The following is a 16,840-nucleotide window of genomic DNA, read 5'->3' as shown; positions in this document are numbered from 1 at the left end:
GCGTGCAGGGGGCCGGGTCGGTCCCGGGGACCGGGTCAGTGCTGGTGGTCGTGCCCGGCGCCGGGTTCGCGCGGGGTCGGGACCTGCTCGCCCAGCTCGTCGTAGGCCTGGGCGACGATGTCGCCCGCCCCGAGCCGCAGCTTCTCCACCCGGGCCTCGGCGATCCGGGAGGTGCGGATGCCCGCCTTGGTCCCGCTGACGGCGATCCGGCGCACGGCCTGGGCCCCACGACCGTTCTCCAGGGCCTTGACGAGGCCGGCGGAGGCGGCCGCGGTCAGGACCAGTCGGCCGAGGGGGGCGACGAGGGGAAGCACGGGATCCTCCAGGCGTGGCGGTGGGACGGCCATGATCGCACAACCACCGGGGCGGGGCCCGCCGCGGCGCGGGACGACCGACGCCCCGCCCCGACCGGGTGGACGGTCGGGGACGGGGCGTGGCGGGGCAGCAGGCGGGAGCGGCGAGCGGGACCCGCCGGGAGGTCAGAGCTCGAGCTCGACGTCCTGCAACGGCTTGCTGCAGCAGATGAGCACCTTGCCGGCCGCGACCTCGCGGGGACGGATCCCCCCGTTGTGCTGCATGTCGACCTCGCCGGACAGCTTGACCGTCTTGCAGGTCCCGCACATGCCCTGGCTGCAGGAGCTCGGCGGGGAGATCCCGGCGCGGAAGGCCGCGTCGAGGATGAACTCGTCCGGCCCGCAGAGGAAGGTGCGCCCGGACTTCACCATCGAGATGGTGAAACCGTCCGTCGCCGCGGCCTCGCCACCGACGGGTTCCACCGGCACGAGGGGCTCGGTGGTCTCGGGGACCTCGGCGGTCTTCGCGGCCTGCACCGTCGAGAAGTCGAAGGACTCCTCGTGGTGGTGGGCCATGTCGAAACCGGCGTCGGCCAGCGCGGTACGGATCGCCTTCATGTACGGCGGCGGGCCGCAGACGAACACCTCGCGCTCGAAAAGGTCGGGGGCGATCTCCTTGAGCAGGTCGATCGTCAGGAACCCGCGGTGCCCGTGCCACACCTCGCCGGGGGCGTCCTCGGCGCAGACGTTGACCACCCGGACCGAGGGGTACTGGGTCGGCAGCCCGGCGAGCTCGGAGCGGAAGACGATGTCGACCGGGGTCCGGGCGGAGTGCACGAACACGACGTCCACGTCGGCCCCGAGGTCGACCAGCGTGCGGGTCATCGACATGAGCGGGGTGATCCCCGAACCCCCGGAGAGGAACAGGTACTTGGGCGCCGGGTGGTGGACCAGGCTGAAGACCCCCAACGGCGGGGCCACGGTGAGGACCGTGCCCGGGGTCACATTGTCGTGCAACCAGTTGGAGACGATGCCACCCGGCTGCCGCTTCACCGTGATGGAGATCCGGTGCGGGCGGGTCGGCGAGGAGGAGACCGTGTAGGAACGGTCGATCCGCTGCCCGTCGATGTCCAGCTTGAGGGTGATGAACTGGCCCGGGTCGAAGTGGAACACGTGCCCACCGACCGAGGAGAAGAAGAAGGACTTGATGTCGTGGGTGATGTCGCGGACACCCACGCAGACGAGGTCGCCCTCGTCCTCCTCGTCACCCCAGACGGGGACCTCGCGCGGGTGCGGGACGACCGCCGGGGCGGTGAGGATGTCGGTCATCAGAGCTGGCCCCCGAGACGCTTGACGTACCAGTTGACGAAACCCTCGACGTCGTCCTCGACCATCGAGTACGGCCCGGGGACGTAACCGGGGTTGGAGCAACCGATCTGGGTGCCGGTGACCAGCGCCCGGTCCTGGTCGTTGGTCGCGCGCCACACCATCGTCAGCGCGTCGAGGTCGTAGTCCTCACCCTCGACGGCGTCGGGGTGGACCAGCCACACGGTGCGCAGGACGCTCGTGCCGGTCGAGGTCGGCAGCACCGAGAACACGACGGCGTGGTCGGAGAGGAAGTGGAACCAGGAGTTCGGCTGCATGTGCAGGGAGAGGTCGCCGAAGGCGGCCTCCTTCACCGAGCCGAGGAGCTTCTTGCACACCGCGGCACCACCCGGGGAGAAGGACTTGCCCTCTCCGTCCAGGGGCAGGTGGGAGATCTGGTAGCCCACGACGCGGGAGTCCAGCTCGCGGTGGTCGGTCAGCGGGACCCCCTGCTGCGCACGGACCTTGGCCAGGGCGTCGCCCGCCTTGACGTAGCGGTCGTAGAGCGGCTTGAGCCGGGGGGTGATGTCCTCGGCCTCGTAGGCGAACAGCGGGAAGTAGGCGGTGATGAGTTCCGGGTGCCCGTCGCAGTGGTAGCACTCGCGGTTGTTCTCCATCACGAGCTTCCAGTTGCCGGCCTCGGGCAGCTCGTCGAAGACCGCGACCTTGGCCTTGTCCAGGTCGTAGGGACGCAGGTACGGCTCGATCTTCTCGGCGACCGCGTCGAAGTCGTCGGGCGCGTCGGCGGCCAGGCAGATGAACAGCAGGCCGGCCAGGTTGCGGACGTGGACGGAGCGGAGCGAGAAGCAGGACTTGTCGAACGTCGGCGGCTGGGACTCCGCGAAGAGGAGCTTGCCGTCCACCCCGTAGGTCCACTTGTGGTACGGGCAGACGATGTTGCCGACCGCTCCCTGACGCTCCTCGAGCAGGCGCGAACCGCGGTGGCGGCAGACGTTGTGGAACGCCTGCACCTGCTCGTCGTCGTCGCGGACGAGGATCACGGAGTAGGCCCCGACCTCGACGGTGACGTAGTCGCCGGGCTCGGGGATCTGCGCGGAGGCCGCGACGAAGATCCAGTTCTTGGCGAAGATCTCGTCCAGGTCGCGCTGGTAGACCTCGTCGGAGGTGTAGAACGGCGCCTCGAGGCTGTGGCCCGGCACGCGGCGGGCGATCAGCGCATCGATGTCCTCCGCCGACGTCGCCCGACTCGTGGTCTCCGTGCCGGTGATCGTGTCTGCACTCATGGAACGCAATCCCTCCCGGGTGGCGGCGGCGCCTGTGCCGTCTGTCTCGCGATGCGGAACAACTCCACATGACGCAACAAGTCTGTCCTCGGTGATGATCTGCGTCAAGCGTTCCGGAACACCGCTTTGTCAACATCGTGTGACGTGGCGTCCACCACGCGGACACTCGCCCCGCTCTGGTATATCAGTCGCCGTTGACGCTAGGGTCGTCACGATTCGAGCTGAGGAGAGCGTCATGAGCTGGACCGTCCCCGCCGTCATCGCCCGCGCCCAGGGGGCGCCCGTGGAGACCGTGGAGATCATCGTCCCCGACCCGGGGCCGGGCGAGGTCGTCGTCGACGTCGCCGCCTGCGGGGTCTGCCACACCGACCTGCACTACCGCGAGGGCGGGATCAGCCAGGACTACCCCTTCCTGCTGGGGCACGAAGCCGCCGGCACCATCGCCGCCGTCGGTCCCGACGTCACGACGCACGCGGTCGGCGACCCGGTGGTCCTGAACTGGCGGGCCGTCTGCGGCACCTGCCGCGCCTGCACCCGCGGGCGCCCGCAGTACTGCTTCGCGACCCACAACGCCACGCAGAAGATGACCCTCACCGACGGCACGCCGCTCAGCCCCGCCCTGGGGATCGGCGCCTTCGCGGAGAAGACGCTGGTCGCGGCCGGTCAGGCCACCAAGATCGACACCCGCATCTACGAGGACAACCCCGACCTCGACTACGACCCCGCCGTCGCCGGCCTGCTGGGCTGCGGCGTGATGGCCGGTCTCGGCGCCGCCATCAACACCGCCCCCGTCACCCGCGGGGACACCGTCGCCGTCATCGGCTGCGGCGGGGTGGGGGCCGCGGCCATCGCCGGCGCCACCCTGGCCGGTGCGCGTCGCGTCATCGCGGTCGACATCGACGACCAGAAGCTGCAGCGCGCCCTCACCCTGGGCGCCACGCACACGGTCAACTCCAAGGAGCTGGACCAGGACGGCGTCGTCGAGGCCGTCCAGGCCCTGACCGACGGGTTCGGCGCCGACGTGGTGATCGACGCGGTCGGCCTCCCGGCCACCTACCGGCAGGCCTTCTACGCCCGCGACCTGGCCGGCACCGTCGTCCTGGTCGGCGTGCCGACCCCCGAGATGACGCTGGAGCTGCCCCTGCTCGACGTCTTCGGTCGCGGCGGCGCCCTCAAGTCGTCCTGGTACGGCGACTGCCTGCCCGAGCGCGACTTCCCGCACCTGCTGGAGCTGCACGCCCGCGGGCGGCTGCCCCTGGACGCCTTCGTGTCCGAGCGCATCGCCCTCGACCAGGTCGAGAACGCCTTCGCCACGATGAAGACCGGGGCGGTCCTCCGCTCCGTCGTCACCATCGACGAGGGTTCCCGGACCGGCACCGAGACCCCGGCGGACGCCCGATGAGCGGCGCGGTGCGCGTAGAGCACCTCACGACCTCCGGAACCTTCAGCCTCGACGGGCAGACCTTCGACGTCGACAACAACGTCTGGCTGGTCGGCGACGACACCGACGTCGTCGTCGTGGACGCGCCGCACGACGCCGAGGCGATCACGGCCGCGGTGGGCGGGCGGCGCCTGCAGGCCATCGTGTGCACGCACGCCCACGACGACCACGTCCGGCAGGCCCCCGCCCTGGCCCGGCTGAACGGCAAGGGGGTGCCGATCCTGCTGCACCCCGCCGACCGCGAGGTCTGGGAACTCACCCACCCGGACCTGTCCACGACCGACCTCACCCCCGGGGAGGTCATCAGCATCGGCGGGACCGACCTGCACGTCCTGCACACCCCGGGGCACACCCCGGGGTCGGTCAGCCTCTACAGCCCGGAGCTCGCCACGGTCTTCACCGGGGACACCCTCTTCCAGGGGGGGCCCGGCGCGACCGGGCGGTCGTTCTCCGACTTCCCGACGATCATCGCCTCCATCCGCGACACCCTGCTGACCCTGCCGCCGGAGACGGTCGTCCGCACCGGCCACGGCGACAGCACCACCATCGGCGACGAGGCGCCCCATCTCGCCGAATGGATCGACCGCGGCCACTGAGGACGGTCCGACCGTGTCCCCCGCCGTGTCCCGCTGGCTGGTCGTGGACAACCACGACTCCTACACCCACAACCTGGTCCAGCTGCTGGCCGTCGCCACCGGTTCCGATCCGGTGGTGGTGAGCGACGACGACGTGGAGCCGGGGGCCCTGGACCTCGCGGGGTTCCTCGGCATCCTCGTCTCGCCGGGCCCGGGGCACCCGGCCAACGCCCGCGACTTCGGACTGGCCGCCGAGGTGCTGGCGCGGGCCGAGGTCCCCGTCCTGGGGGTCTGCCTCGGCATGCAGGGGATCGCCCACGCGGCCGGGGCCCGGGTCGAGGCGGCCCCGCAGCCGCGGCACGGTTTCGTGGACCAGGTGCGCCACACGGGCGAGTCGGTCCTGGCCGGTCTGCCGCAGCGGTTCGACGCCACCCGGTACCACTCCTTCCGGGTGGCCGAACCGCTGCCGGACTCCCTCGAGCCGCTGGCCTGGGGGGGCGACGGCGTCCTCATGGCGCTGCGCCACCGGGACCGTCCCCAGGTCGGCGTGCAGTTCCACCCCGAATCGATCGCCAGCCCCACCGGGGCGCGCATCGTCGAGAACTTCGTGCGGTGGTGCCGGGAACGGGCCGGGGTGGAGTCACGGCGGTTGCGCGCCCACCGCTCGGCGGGGCTCGTCGACGCGGAACGGGCCTTCCACCGGATCGTCGGCGACGACCCCGGTTTCTGGCTCGACTCGGCCGTCCCGGGCGCGGGTTCGGGGCGGTTCTCGTTCCTGGGGCGCCTGGACGGTCCCGCGGTGGGCTCGTTGGCCGAGCTCGCCACGGCGGTCGCCTCCGTGTCGGTGACCGGGGCCGAGGAGGTTCCCTTCGAGTTCACCGGGGGTTTCGTCGGTTGGGCCGGGTACGAGACCCGTGGCGAGTGCGGTTTCCCGACCGGGCGCGTCGACGACGTCCCCGCCGCGCACTGGGTGCGCTGCGACCGGTTCGTCGCCCTCGACCACGTCTCCGAGGAGACCTGGGTCGTCGAGGTGGTCCCGGAGGGGGACACGGACACGGGGTGGCTGGAGAGCACCGTGGCGGCCCTGCACGACCTGCCGCCGCTGCCCCCGCCGGAGGAACCGGTGGCCGTCCCCGTCGAGCTCGACGACCCGCCGGCGCTCTACCGCGAGGCGGTCGAGGCCGCGCAGGCGCAGCTGCGCGCCGGGGAAAGTTACGAGATCTGCCTCACCACCCAGGCCCGCGTCCCGGTGACCGGTTCGGCGTTCGCCGCTTACCGTCGCCTGCGCCGGGACAACCCCGCGCCCTACGCCGCGTTCCTGCGCATCGCGGGGGTCGAGGTGGTGAGCAGTTCTCCGGAGCGGTTCCTGCACGTCGGGACCGACGGGGAGGTCGAGACGCGCCCGATCAAGGGGACGGCCCCGCGCGAGACCGATCCCGTTGTCCTGCAGACCGACCCCAAGACCCGGGCCGAGAACCTCATGGTGGTCGACCTGCTCCGCAACGACCTGGGCCGGGTCTGCCGGCCGGGCAGCGTCGGCGTCCCCCACCTGATGACGGTGGAGACGCTGGCGACCGTGCACCAGTTGGTGACGACGGTCCGCGGCCGGTTGCGACCCGACGTCGGCGCGGTGGACTGCCTGCGCGCCTGCTTCCCCCCGGGTTCCATGACCGGGGCCCCGAAACTGCGGACCACCGAGATCATCGACGGGCTGGAGCGACGGCCCCGGGGCATCTACTCCGGGACCCTCGGCTGGTTCTCCTGGACCGGGGCCGCCGACCTGGCCGTGGTGATCCGGACCGCCGTCCGGCACGGGGCCCAGTGGCGCGTCGGGGCGGGCGGGGCCGTCGTGCTCGACTCCGACCCGGACGCCGAGGTGGCGGAGGTTCTGCTGAAACTTCGGGCCCCGTTGGCGGCCCTGACCACGACGCGCCTGAACCCGGCGGCACCGACGCCCGCGAACCACTGAAGAACGACGAAAATTTACCTGTTGGTGGTCTTGCGACGAGTTTCGCCGTCCATCACGCTGTGAAGAAGCCCGAGGGAATCCGACCCTGACGGCCGCACGCCCGGGGCCGACGACGGTCCACCACGACACCGGCCGAGGGGGACGAGGTGCTGGACGCGGTTCGCGCCGACGACGGGGGGCCGGCCGTGGCCGACGACGTGGTGCCCGTGTACTTCCTCTCCGACAGCACCGGGATCAGTGCGGAGACGATGGGCAACGCCCTGCTCATCCAGTTCCCGCACCTGCGGTTCGAGCGCACCACGATCCCGTTCATCTCCACCCCCGACAGCGCCCGCGAGGCGGTCCGCGTCCTGGACGAGGCGATGTCGGGACCGGTGACCCCGCTGGCCTTCACGACCGCCGCCACGCCGGAGATCCAGGCCATCCTGCACACCACCACCTGCCCGTTGATCGACTTCTTCGAGATGCACCTGCAGAGGGTCGAGGACCTGCTGCACAGCGCGGGGGTGCGGCAGTCGCTGAAACTGCACGGGGTCGGTGACGTGCGCCGGTACAACACGCGGATGCAGGCCGTGGAGTTCGCGATGGAGCACGACGACGGCCAGACGGCCCGGGCGTTGGACAAGGCCGACGTCATCCTCGTGGGCCCCTCCCGCTCGGGGAAGACGCCGACCTCGATGTACCTCGCACTGCAGCACGGCCTGTTCGTGGCCAACTACCCCCTCGTCGAGGAGGACCTCGAGCAGGCGGTCCTGCCCGCCCGGTTGTCCGGCGTCGTCGGGCGCTGCGTCGGCATCACCACCGTCCCCGCGCAGCTGGCCAAGATCCGTCAGGAACGTCGCGCCCACTCCCGCTACGCCTCGTTGGAGACCTGCGCCTGGGAGCTGCGCCGCTGCGAGGCGCTCTACCGGGCGCACGGCCTGCCCGTGCTCGACTCGGCCCGCACCTCGATCGAGGAGATGTCGACCCTGGTCCTGCAGTGGTTGCGGCGCTGGCCGACGTCCCCCCGCCCCTCGCCCTGACCCCCCTCGCGCCCGCCCCGCCCGTTCCCCACCCCCGCCCCGCCCGTCCCCGACAGTGAGGTCCCCCGTGAGCAACCCCTCGACGAACGTCCGCTGGTTCCGCGACATCTCCCTCGCCGACATCGGTGACGTGGGCGGCAAGAACTCTTCCCTGGGCGAGATGATCAGCACGTTGGCCGACGCGGGCGTGCGGGTCCCGGACGGTTTCGCCACGACCTCCGAGGCGTTCCACCGTTTCCTCGCCCACGACGGCCTCGACGAGCGGATCCAGGCCGAGCTGGCCACCCTCGACGTCGAGGACGTCCGTGCCCTGAGCGCGACGGGGGCGAAGATCCGGGCCGCCGTGGTGGCCCAGCAGTTCCCGGCCGACCTGGAGCGGGACATCCGCACCGCCTGGACGCGACTCGCGGCCGAGACCCCCGGCCTGACCGTGGCCGTCCGGTCCTCGGCCACCGCCGAGGACCTGCCCGACGCGTCGTTCGCGGGGCAGCAGGAGACCTTCCTCAACGTCGACGGCATCGAGGACGTCCTGCTGCACGTCCGCGAGGTCTTCGCCTCCCTCTACAACGACCGGGCCATCGCCTACCGCGTGCACCAGGGCTACGCCGAGCAGCGGATCGCCCTCTCGGCGGGTGTGCAGGTCATGGTGCGCTCCGACCTGGGCGCGGCCGGCGTGATGTTCACCCTCGACACCGAGAGCGGTTTCGACGGCGCGGTGTTCATCACCTCCTCCTACGGTCTGGGCGAGGCGGTCGTGCAGGGCGCGGTGAACCCCGACGAGTTCTACGTCTCCAAGACCGCCCTGGACGCCGGCCGCCCCGCGGTGCTGCGTCGCGAGATCGGCGGCAAGGCCGTCAAGATGGTCTACGGGCGGCAGGGGGGCACCGAGACCGTGGACGTCGACGCGGCCGACCGACGGGTCTTCAGCATCGACGACGCCGACGTCACCGAGCTGGCCCGCGCCGCCCGGGTCATCGAGCAGCACTACGGCCGCCCCATGGACGTCGAATGGGCCAAGGACGGCATCACCGGGCGCATCCACATCCTGCAGGCCCGCCCCGAGACGGTCCGCTCCCAGCAGGACCGTTCCGGCACCACCAGCCGCTACGTGCTGCGCGGCGAGGGTCCCGTGCTGATCGAGGGCCGGGCGATCGGTCAGCGCATCGGCAAGGGCCGGGTCCGGGTGCTGCGCAGCATCGAGGACATGCACACCTTCGAGGCCGGCGACGTCCTCGTCGCCGACATGACCGACCCCGACTGGGAACCCATCCTCAAGCGGGCCGCGGCCGTCGTCACCGACCGCGGGGGCCGCACCTGCCACGCCGCGATCATCGCCCGCGAACTCGGCATCCCGGCCGTGGTCGGGACCGGCAGCGCCACCGCCACGCTGCGCGAGGGCCAGGAGGTCACGGTCTCCTGCGCCGCCGGGGACACCGGCACGGTGCACGAGGGGCTGCTGGAGTTCGAGGTCGAGACCAGTTCGGTCGGGGAACTGCCCGAGCTGGGGGTCGACATCATGCTGAACGTGGGGTCGCCGGAGCAGGCGTTCACGCTCTCCCGCCTGCCCAACCGGGGGGTCGGCCTCGCGCGCCTGGAGTTCGTGGTGAACCGCCAGATCGGGATCCACCCGCGGGCGCTGCTCGAGACCGAAGAGCTGCCGGAGGCGCTGCGCCGCGAGATCGAGGAGCGCTCGGCCGCGTACGGGGATCCGCGGAACTTCTACGTCTCCCGCATCGCCGAGGGCGTGGCGACCATCGCGGCCGCGTTCGCCCCGGCCCCCGTCATCGTCCGGCTCTCCGACTTCAAGTCCAACGAGTACGCCAACCTCCTGGGCGGTAACCGGTACGAACCCGACGAGGAGAACCCGATGCTCGGGCACCGGGGTGCGGCCCGGTACCTGTCCAAGGACTTCGAGGAGTGCTTCGCGCTGGAGTGCGAGGCGCTGCGTCGGGTCCGCGACGACATGGGCTTCACCAACGTCAAGATCATGGTGCCCTTCGTGCGCACCCTGACCGAGGCCGCCGGCGTCGTCGACCTGCTCGGGCGGCACGGGTTGCGCCGCGGCCAGAACGGCCTCGAGCTCCTGGTGATGTGCGAGATCCCCGCCAACGCGCTGCTGGCCGACGAGTTCCTGGAGCACTTCGACGGGTTCTCGATCGGGTCCAACGACCTGACCCAGCTCACCCTGGGCGTGGACCGCGACTCCGGCCTGGTGGCGTCGTCCTTCGACGAGCGCGATCCCGCGGTGCGCAAGCTCATCTCGGCCGCGGTCGAGGCCTGCCGGGCCAAGGGTCGCTACGTCGGGATCTGCGGCCAGGGCCCGAGCGACTACCCCGACTTCGCGGCCTGGCTGCTGGAGATCGGGATCAGCAGCATCTCGCTGAACCCGGACACCGTCGTGGACACCTGGACGGGCCTGGCCGGCAGCCGCTGAGGGGTCAGCCCCGCGCCCGCCGCAACCGCAGGGCGTTCGCGATGACGCTGACCGAGGACAGCGCCATCGCGGCGGCCGCGATCGCGGGCGAGAGCAGCACCCCGGAGACCGGGTAGAGGACGCCGGCGGCCACCGGGATCCCGGCGGCGTTGTAGGCGAAGGCGAACCCGAGGTTCTGCCGGATGTTGCGCATCGTCCGCCGGGACAGGTCCCGCGCCCGGAGGAGTCCGCCGAGGTCACCGTGCAGAAGGGTGATCCCGGCGGACTCGATGGCCACGTCGGTCCCCGAACCGAGGGCGACGCCGACGTCGGCGGCCGCGAGCGCCGGCGCGTCGTTCACCCCGTCACCGGCCATGGCGACGACCCGTCCGGCGGCCCGCAGCTCGCCGACGATCCGCGCCTTGTCCTCGGGGCGCAGGCCGGCCTCGACCCGCTCGATGCCGAGCCGGCGTGCGACGGCGGCCGCGGTCGCCGGGTCGTCTCCGGTGAGCATGACGACGTCCCAGCCGCCGGCCCGCAACCCGCCGACGGTGGCGGCGGCGTCCTCGCGCACCGGGTCGGCGACCTCCAGCACGGCGGCGGGTTCGCCGTCGAGCGCGACGAGGACGGCGGTCGCCCCCCCGCGGCGGGCGGCGGCGGCGGGCTCGTCCAGCGGCGTGCCGTCGACCCCGTCCTCGCGCAGCAGGTCCGCGTTGCCCAGCAGGACGGCCCGACCGGCCACCACGCCGCGCACCCCGCGACCGGCGGGGGCGTCGAACCCGACCACGTCGTCCAGCGGGGTGTCACCGGCGGCGGCGAGCACGGCCCGGGCCAGCGGGTGCGCCGAACCACGCTCGACGGCCGCGGCTGCGGCGAGGACCTCCGCGCGCCCGAACCCCGGGAGGAGGTGGACGTCGACGACCTCGGCCCGTCCCGCGGTGAGGGTGCCGGTCTTGTCCACGACGAGGGTGTCGACGTCGGCCAGTCGTTCCAGGGCGGCGGCGTCCTTGACGAGGACGCCGAGCCGGGCGCCCTGCCCGACGGCGACCATGATCGACATCGGGGTGGCCAGGCCCAGCGCGCACGGGCAGGCGATGACGACGACCGCGACGGCGGCGACGAGCCCGTGCGCGGCCGCGGGATCCGGGCCGAGCAGGGTCCACGCCACGAACGCGACGACCGCGACGAGCAGCACCACGGGCACGAAGATCGCGGCGACGCGGTCGGCGGTGCGCTGCACCCGGGTGCGGGTGCGCTGCGCCTCCCCCACCAGCGCGACGATGCGGGCCAGGACGGTGTCGCGCCCGACGTGCTCGGCCCGCACCACGAGGGTGCCGTCGGCCACGACCGTGCCGCCCACGACCCCGTCCCCGGGACCCTTCGCGACCGGCAGGGACTCCCCGGTCACCAACGACTCCTCGACGGCGGCCTTACCGGACTCCACCGTCCCGTCGACCGGGACCCGGTCGCCCGGCCGGACCCGCAGGCGGTCGCCGACGCCGACGTCGTCGAGCGCGACCTCGGTCTCCCCGCCCCCGGGGTCGAGGCGACGGGCCGTGTCCGGTCGCAGCCGCAGCAGGGCCCGGACCGCACCGGTCGTCCGGTCGCGCGCACGCAGCTCCAGGACCTGGCCGAGCAGCACCAGGACGGTGATGACCGCGGCCGCCTCGAAGTAGACGGCGACGGAGCCGTCCGGTTCGCGGAAGGAGGCGGGGACGATCCCCGGGACCAGGGTCGCGAGGGCCGAGGCGGCCCAGGCGGTGACCGTCCCCAGGGCCACCAGGGTGAACATGTTCAGCCGACGGGTCCGCACCGAGGTCCAGCCGCGCTGCAGGAACGGCCACCCCGCCCAGCCGACGACCGGGGTGGCCAGGGCGAGCTGCACCCAGGCCGAGACGTCCCCGGGGATCGCGTGGTGCAGGGCCGGGACGAGGTGGGACCCCATCTCCAGCATCAGGATCGGCACCGTGAGGACGATCCCCACCCGCAGGCGCCGACGGAGATCCTCCAGCTCGACGTTGGGGGTCTCTTCCCCGCTCACCTCGACCGGCTCCAGCGCCATCCCGCACTCGGGGCAGCTGCCGGGTCCGTCCCGTCGCACCTCGGGGTGCATGGGACAGGTCCACCCCGCGGCCGCGGTGCTCCCGGACTGCTGCGGGTGGGTGCGGCCCTCCTCGTGGCCCGCTCCCGGCCGCCCGGTGAGCCACTTCTCGGGGTCGCCCTGGAACCGTGACCGGCACCCCTCGGAGCAGAACCCGTACCGCGTGCCCGCGTGCTCGACCGAGAGGGGAGCGTCGGGGGCGACCGACATCCCGCACACCGGGTCGGTACGGGGGGCCCGGGTCACGGGAGCCGAGGAGCAGTGGGGAGCCATGGCCCGAGGATACCCCCAAGGGGTATCATTGCGCCCATGCACACCCTCCGCCGACGCCGCAGCGTCGCCCTCGCCCCGGTCCTCGGCCTGCTGCTGCTGACCGGCTGCGGGTCCGACCACGACGGTCACACCGGGGCCACCCCCGCCCCCTCCGGCACCCCCTCGAGCGCCCCGTCGAGCAATCAGTCCCCCGCGTCGACCACGGGCGCCGCCGCGGCCGACGTGGAGTTCGCGCAGCAGATGATCGTGCACCACGAGGGGGCGGTCGAGATGGCCGAGCAGGCCCTGGACCCGAGCACCGGGGCCGGCCCCGAGGTGCAGGCCCTCGCCACCCGGATCCGGGACGCCCAGGAGCCGGAGATCGCGACCATGACGGGGTGGTTGACGGCCTGGGGCGCACCGCTCACCGCGACCGACGACGGCCACGGTGACCACGAGGACCACGGCGCGATGTCCGGGACGATGCCCGGGATGATGGACGCGGCCACCGAGAAGGCGTTGGCGCAGGCGCGGGGCGCGGAGTTCGACCGACTCTTCCTGCAGGCGATGATCGCCCACCACGAGGGGGCGATCACCATGTCCCGCACGGAGATCGACAACGGCAAGGACCCGGCGGCGCTGGACCTGGCCCGGTCGGTGGAACGCAGCCAGACCGCCGAGATCGAGGAGATGCGCGGTCTGCTGGGCGGGTGATCAGTGCCGGGACAGGCGCAGGGCGAGCACGGGGCAGAGTCGCTCGGCCTCGCGGGCCCGGCTGAGCAGCTCGGCCGGCACCCGCACCCGCCGGCCGCCGTCGCGCACCACCGGGAAGCCGTGGTCGTCGGCGAGCAGCAGCTCGGGGAGGAGTTCCGCGCAGTGCCCCCGCCCGTCGCAGGCCGCCCAGTCGATGCGGAGTTCGGCCACCGGCGCGGTCATGCCGCCACGGTCCCGGCGACGGTGCAGCGGCCCGCACGGTGGGCGGCCAGGTCGGCGGCGAACACCCGCACGGTGGAGGCCAGCATCGCCGCGCTGGCGTCCGGGTGCCGGCAGGCCCCCCGACCCTGGAGCAGCGTCAGCGAACGCCCGAGCTCCTCACCACCCCCGCGCCCGTCGAGGACGGCCGAGAACCGCTCGGCCAGCCCCGGGAGACCGAACCGGCAGGGGCCGCACTGCCGCACCGACTGCCCGGCCAGGTAGACCAGGACCCGCTCGGTGGCCCGCAACCCGCACTCCCCCGGCCGCAGGGCCAGCAGCACCCCGGCACCGACCGAGGCCCGCACGCCGGCGAGCGCCGAGGGGCTCAGGGGGACGTCGAGCTCGTCCCCCCCGATCCACGACCCGTGGAAGCCCCCGACGAGGGCGGCCGACACGGGTCCACCGGTCACCGCCAGCACCGACCGCAGCGGGGTCCCCCATGCGACCTCCACCACCCGCGGCTCCGCCCCGGTGACGGCCACGGTCGTGAGCAGCGTGCCCGGGTTCTCCGGCGTCCCCAGCGAGGCGATCCCTCGCGCCCCGTGCCGGCCGACGAGGGCCAGCTGGGCCAACGTCTCCACATTCTTCACCAGGGTCGGTCGACCGTGCACCCCGTTGCGGGACAACGGGACCCCGTCCCCGCGCGGCACGGGGGCGGCCCCGTTCAGGTGGGCCACCACCGCCGTGTCCTGCCCGGCCACGAAACCCGGGGCCGAGGGCACGACGGTGACGGCGACCCCACCCCGCCGGTGGCGCCGGCGTTCCGCCACCGCGGTCCGGACGGCCGCCAGGCCCGGCCCCTCGGCCGCGCAGAGCACCGCGGCGTCGGCACCGACGACGGCGGCCGCCAGGTCCAGGCCGTCGAGGACCAGGTGCGGGGCACGGGTCAGCAGGGTCACGTCCTTGCGGCTGACCGGTTCCCCCTCGACGCCGTTGGCCACGACGACGGCCGGCCGGCCGGTGGTGGCCACCCCGTCGCGCACGGCGTCGAACGCGTCGGCCACGGGGCGTCCGGCCCCACCGCGGCCCGTCGAGCGGGCGGCCCGGACCTCGCCGAGGAGGTCGGCGATCGACCGCGCCCGGGGCAGGACCAGGGCGCCGTGGACCCGCAGGTGCTCCTCGAGCCCGGGGTTCTCGGCGGCCAGCAGCCGGCGCGGGGTGTGCAGGCGCGGGGTGGCGCCCTGCGTGACGACGGTCATGACCTCTCCAACCGGACGGGTCGACCGGTCCCGACGGGGACCGCTCGGACGGGGACGAGCTGCGGGATGCGCGCGGGACGAGGGGCGGGGCGCGTCCGACCGAGCGCGGCGGCCGCACCGACGGCCAGGACGGAGCCGACCGCGAGCGCCACCCCCAGCGGGGTGCGCGCATCGGTCCCCACGCCCAGCCCGTGCGCGACCGCGACCGGCAGCACGACCCAGGCGAGGGCGTGCAGGGCGGCCCAGGCCCGGTGGCCCAGCCGGACCCGGACCAGGCTGGACACGGTGATGGTGACCACGAGCAGCAGGGCGGTCGTGCCCAGCCCGGTCCAGAACGGGTCGAAGCCGGAGACGAAGGGGACGACGACGTCCAGCACGCCGACGTCGACGGAGGAGTCGGCGACGATCGTGACCACGTGCAGCCCGAGCAACCCGACCATGGTCAGGGCCAGGGTCCGGTGCAGGGCCGGGGTCACCCACCGCGCCCGCCCGCCCAGGCGTCGGGCTCCCCGGGACAGGATCCCCAGGACCAGCACCGCGGACAACGACGGGAGCAGCAGCAGGCCGGAGGCCCGGGCCAGCCACCAGAGCAGGTCAGCGCTCATCGCGCACCACCCGGACCTCGCCGTCGTGCTGCTCCCCCGAGGCGGGCCAGCCCCCGGTGAGGTGGACCGCCCCGGAGCGGTCGACCAACCGGGCGGTGGTCCCGGCCCGGGCGAAGGCGTCGAGCGCGGCCGCGCCCCGCACGATCGCGGCGGTGCTCGCGGTGTTCGCCGCCACGGTGCTGTCCGCGACGACGCTCACCGTGCGCCAGTACGGCTCGGCCGGGAGCAGGGTCCGCGGGTCGAGGATGTGGTGCAGCTCGCGGGTGCCGTGGCGCCAGCGACGGCTGCGGGTGCTCGAGGAGGCCACGGCGGCCCCCTCGGGCAGCGTGACCACCGCGGCGGGTTCGTGCTCGCCGTCCTGGACCAGCACCGACCACCCGCCCTCGACCGGCTCCCCCGCGGTGGCGACGTCTCCGCCCAGCGCGAGCAGGACGCCGGTCCCGCAGGTGGTGGCGATCCGGGCGGCGGCGAGGTCGGCGGCGCAGGCCTTGGCCGTCGCCCCCAGGTCCAGGAGCAGTCCGGGCGGCAGGAGCAGCTCGGCCCCGCCGTCGTCGGCGGGATGCAGCTCGACATCGCGCCAGGAGAAGGGGACGCGCTGCACGGTCCGGGCCGGGATGGCGTAATCGCCCCGGGGGGCCCGGAGGACGACCTCGTCCAGGTCCCGGTCGTAGCCCAGCGCTCCGAGGGGTCCGCCGAGCGCCGGGTCGACGTCGCCGCCGGTCCGTTCGGCGGCGCGCAGCGCCTCCTCGAGCAGGTGCCGCAGCAATGGTGATATCCGTTGCCGCGCACCGGGTCGCAACCGGGCGAGCTCGGAGTCGTGGAAGCGGCTGGCCGCAGCCTCCACAAGGTCGAGCTCGGCCTCCACGACCTCCCGGGCCGTCCCGAGGACCGAAGGATCGGCGACGACCAGCCGCACGGTGGTGCTCCACCGCGACCACTGCGCGGTGGCGTCGCCGAGCGGGAGCCGTTCCAGCAGCGGCATCACGAACCCCCCGAGCTCGCGGCCGGACCGGACCCCCCGGAGCCACCCGACACCGGACCCGAGACGCGGCTCCAGCCGGACCCGTCGGCGGCGGAACTGCTGCTCGTCCCGCCCTCGACCGTGGCGCTGCCGGTGCCGCCGTTCGTGGTGCTCGTGGTGGTGGTGGTCGCGGCGCTCCCGGAACCGGAGTCGGCGAGCGCGAGACCGGTGGTGACGCCGGCCACGGCGAGGACCGTGCCGCCGGCCGCGAGGGCGGAGACGGTCCGTACGGTGGACCGTCCCCGCCGCCACGAGTCGCGGTCGGTGCGGGGGAACGCTGCAGGGTCCGGTCCGGGGACGGGGCCGCGTCGATCGGTGGGCATGCGCCCACGGTGCGCGCCCCACCCAGGTCCCGACCCGGCCGC

15 protein-coding genes are annotated in these 16,840 nt (G+C 73.5%); 6 read left to right on the top strand and 9 right to left on the bottom strand.

Annotated elements, in window-relative coordinates:
• Nucleotides 1-35: 35 nt before the first annotated feature.
• The 3 genes from ACFFKU_RS16880 to ACFFKU_RS16870 all read right to left on the bottom strand — a co-directional run bounded on the left by ACFFKU_RS16880 (nt 36) and on the right by ACFFKU_RS16870 (nt 2,902).
• Nucleotides 36-314 carry a DUF1490 family protein gene (locus ACFFKU_RS16880; protein WP_380139787.1) on the bottom strand — a complete coding sequence of 93 codons (279 nt, stop codon included), beginning with the start codon at nt 312-314 and terminating at the stop codon, nt 36-38.
• 165 nt (nt 315-479) lie between these two features.
• The gene (locus tag ACFFKU_RS16875) at nt 480-1,622 is read right to left on the bottom strand and encodes an FAD-binding oxidoreductase (protein WP_380139785.1); all 1,143 of its coding nucleotides are present in this window, start codon (nt 1,620-1,622) and stop codon (nt 480-482) included.
• The gene (locus ACFFKU_RS16870) at nt 1,622-2,902 is read right to left on the bottom strand and encodes an aromatic ring-hydroxylating oxygenase subunit alpha (RefSeq protein WP_380139784.1); all 1,281 of its coding nucleotides are present in this window, start codon (nt 2,900-2,902) and stop codon (nt 1,622-1,624) included. Before ACFFKU_RS16870 ends, ACFFKU_RS16875 begins: the two co-directional genes overlap by 1 nt.
• A gap of 235 nt (nt 2,903-3,137) precedes the next feature.
• On the opposite strand from ACFFKU_RS16870, the gene ACFFKU_RS16865 reads away from it, so the two are divergent.
• From ACFFKU_RS16865 to ppsA, 5 genes are all read left to right on the top strand, one after another.
• Nucleotides 3,138-4,304 (top strand): S-(hydroxymethyl)mycothiol dehydrogenase, encoded by a 1,167-nt coding sequence (locus ACFFKU_RS16865; RefSeq protein WP_380139782.1) that lies wholly within the window; start codon nt 3,138-3,140, stop codon nt 4,302-4,304.
• On the top strand, nt 4,301-4,939 hold the full coding sequence (locus ACFFKU_RS16860) for an MBL fold metallo-hydrolase (protein ID WP_380139780.1): 639 nt from the start codon (nt 4,301-4,303) through the stop codon (nt 4,937-4,939). The genes ACFFKU_RS16865 and ACFFKU_RS16860 overlap by 4 nt, the downstream gene beginning before the upstream one ends.
• A gap of 13 nt (nt 4,940-4,952) precedes the next feature.
• Nucleotides 4,953-6,887, top strand: coding sequence for a chorismate-binding protein (locus ACFFKU_RS16855; protein WP_380139779.1), 1,935 nt, complete (start codon nt 4,953-4,955; stop codon nt 6,885-6,887).
• A gap of 146 nt (nt 6,888-7,033) precedes the next feature.
• Complete coding sequence (locus ACFFKU_RS16850; protein WP_380139778.1) at nt 7,034-7,909, top strand: pyruvate, water dikinase regulatory protein; 876 nt, start codon at nt 7,034-7,036, stop codon at nt 7,907-7,909.
• Between the two features lie 67 nt (nt 7,910-7,976).
• Nucleotides 7,977-10,343: a phosphoenolpyruvate synthase gene (gene ppsA / locus ACFFKU_RS16845; protein WP_380139776.1), complete on the top strand. Its 2,367-nt coding sequence runs from the start codon at nt 7,977-7,979 to the stop codon at nt 10,341-10,343.
• A gap of 4 nt (nt 10,344-10,347) precedes the next feature.
• On the opposite strand, the gene ACFFKU_RS16840 is transcribed toward ppsA, so the two are convergent.
• Nucleotides 10,348-12,696 carry a heavy metal translocating P-type ATPase gene (locus ACFFKU_RS16840; RefSeq protein ID WP_380139775.1) on the bottom strand — a complete coding sequence of 783 codons (2,349 nt, stop codon included), beginning with the start codon at nt 12,694-12,696 and terminating at the stop codon, nt 10,348-10,350.
• Nucleotides 12,697-12,732: 36 nt separating this feature from the next.
• On the opposite strand from ACFFKU_RS16840, the gene ACFFKU_RS16835 reads away from it, so the two are divergent.
• Nucleotides 12,733-13,389 carry a DUF305 domain-containing protein gene (locus ACFFKU_RS16835; RefSeq protein WP_380139774.1) on the top strand — a complete coding sequence of 219 codons (657 nt, stop codon included), beginning with the start codon at nt 12,733-12,735 and terminating at the stop codon, nt 13,387-13,389.
• Here the strand turns inward: ACFFKU_RS16835 and ACFFKU_RS16830 are convergent, their stop codons facing one another.
• From ACFFKU_RS16830 to ACFFKU_RS16810, 5 genes are read right to left on the bottom strand one after another with little or no spacing between them, the layout of a single operon-like run.
• Entirely contained in the window at nt 13,390-13,611 is a 222-nt protein-coding gene (locus ACFFKU_RS16830) for a ferredoxin (protein ID WP_380139773.1), read from the bottom strand.
• On the bottom strand, nt 13,608-14,849 hold the full coding sequence (locus tag ACFFKU_RS16825; protein WP_380139772.1) for an NADH-ubiquinone oxidoreductase-F iron-sulfur binding region domain-containing protein: 1,242 nt from the start codon (nt 14,847-14,849) through the stop codon (nt 13,608-13,610). Before ACFFKU_RS16825 ends, ACFFKU_RS16830 begins: the two co-directional genes overlap by 4 nt.
• Nucleotides 14,846-15,454, bottom strand: coding sequence for a ferric reductase-like transmembrane domain-containing protein (locus ACFFKU_RS16820; RefSeq protein WP_380139771.1), 609 nt, complete (start codon nt 15,452-15,454; stop codon nt 14,846-14,848). The genes ACFFKU_RS16825 and ACFFKU_RS16820 overlap by 4 nt, the downstream gene beginning before the upstream one ends.
• Nucleotides 15,444-16,436: an FAD:protein FMN transferase gene (locus ACFFKU_RS16815; RefSeq protein ID WP_380139770.1), complete on the bottom strand. Its 993-nt coding sequence runs from the start codon at nt 16,434-16,436 to the stop codon at nt 15,444-15,446. Before ACFFKU_RS16815 ends, ACFFKU_RS16820 begins: the two co-directional genes overlap by 11 nt.
• A complete protein-coding gene (locus ACFFKU_RS16810) occupies nt 16,436-16,798 on the bottom strand; it encodes a hypothetical protein (protein ID WP_380139768.1) in 363 nt (120 codons plus the stop codon). Before ACFFKU_RS16810 ends, ACFFKU_RS16815 begins: the two co-directional genes overlap by 1 nt.
• Nucleotides 16,799-16,840 lie beyond the last annotated feature (42 nt).

This window comes from Kineococcus gynurae (genome assembly GCF_042433995.1).
In the GTDB taxonomy this organism is placed as follows: domain Bacteria; phylum Actinomycetota; class Actinomycetes; order Actinomycetales; family Kineococcaceae; genus Kineococcus; species Kineococcus gynurae.
Note: the sequence above shows the minus strand (reverse complement) of the source record. Positions and strands in the feature narration are given on the sequence as shown.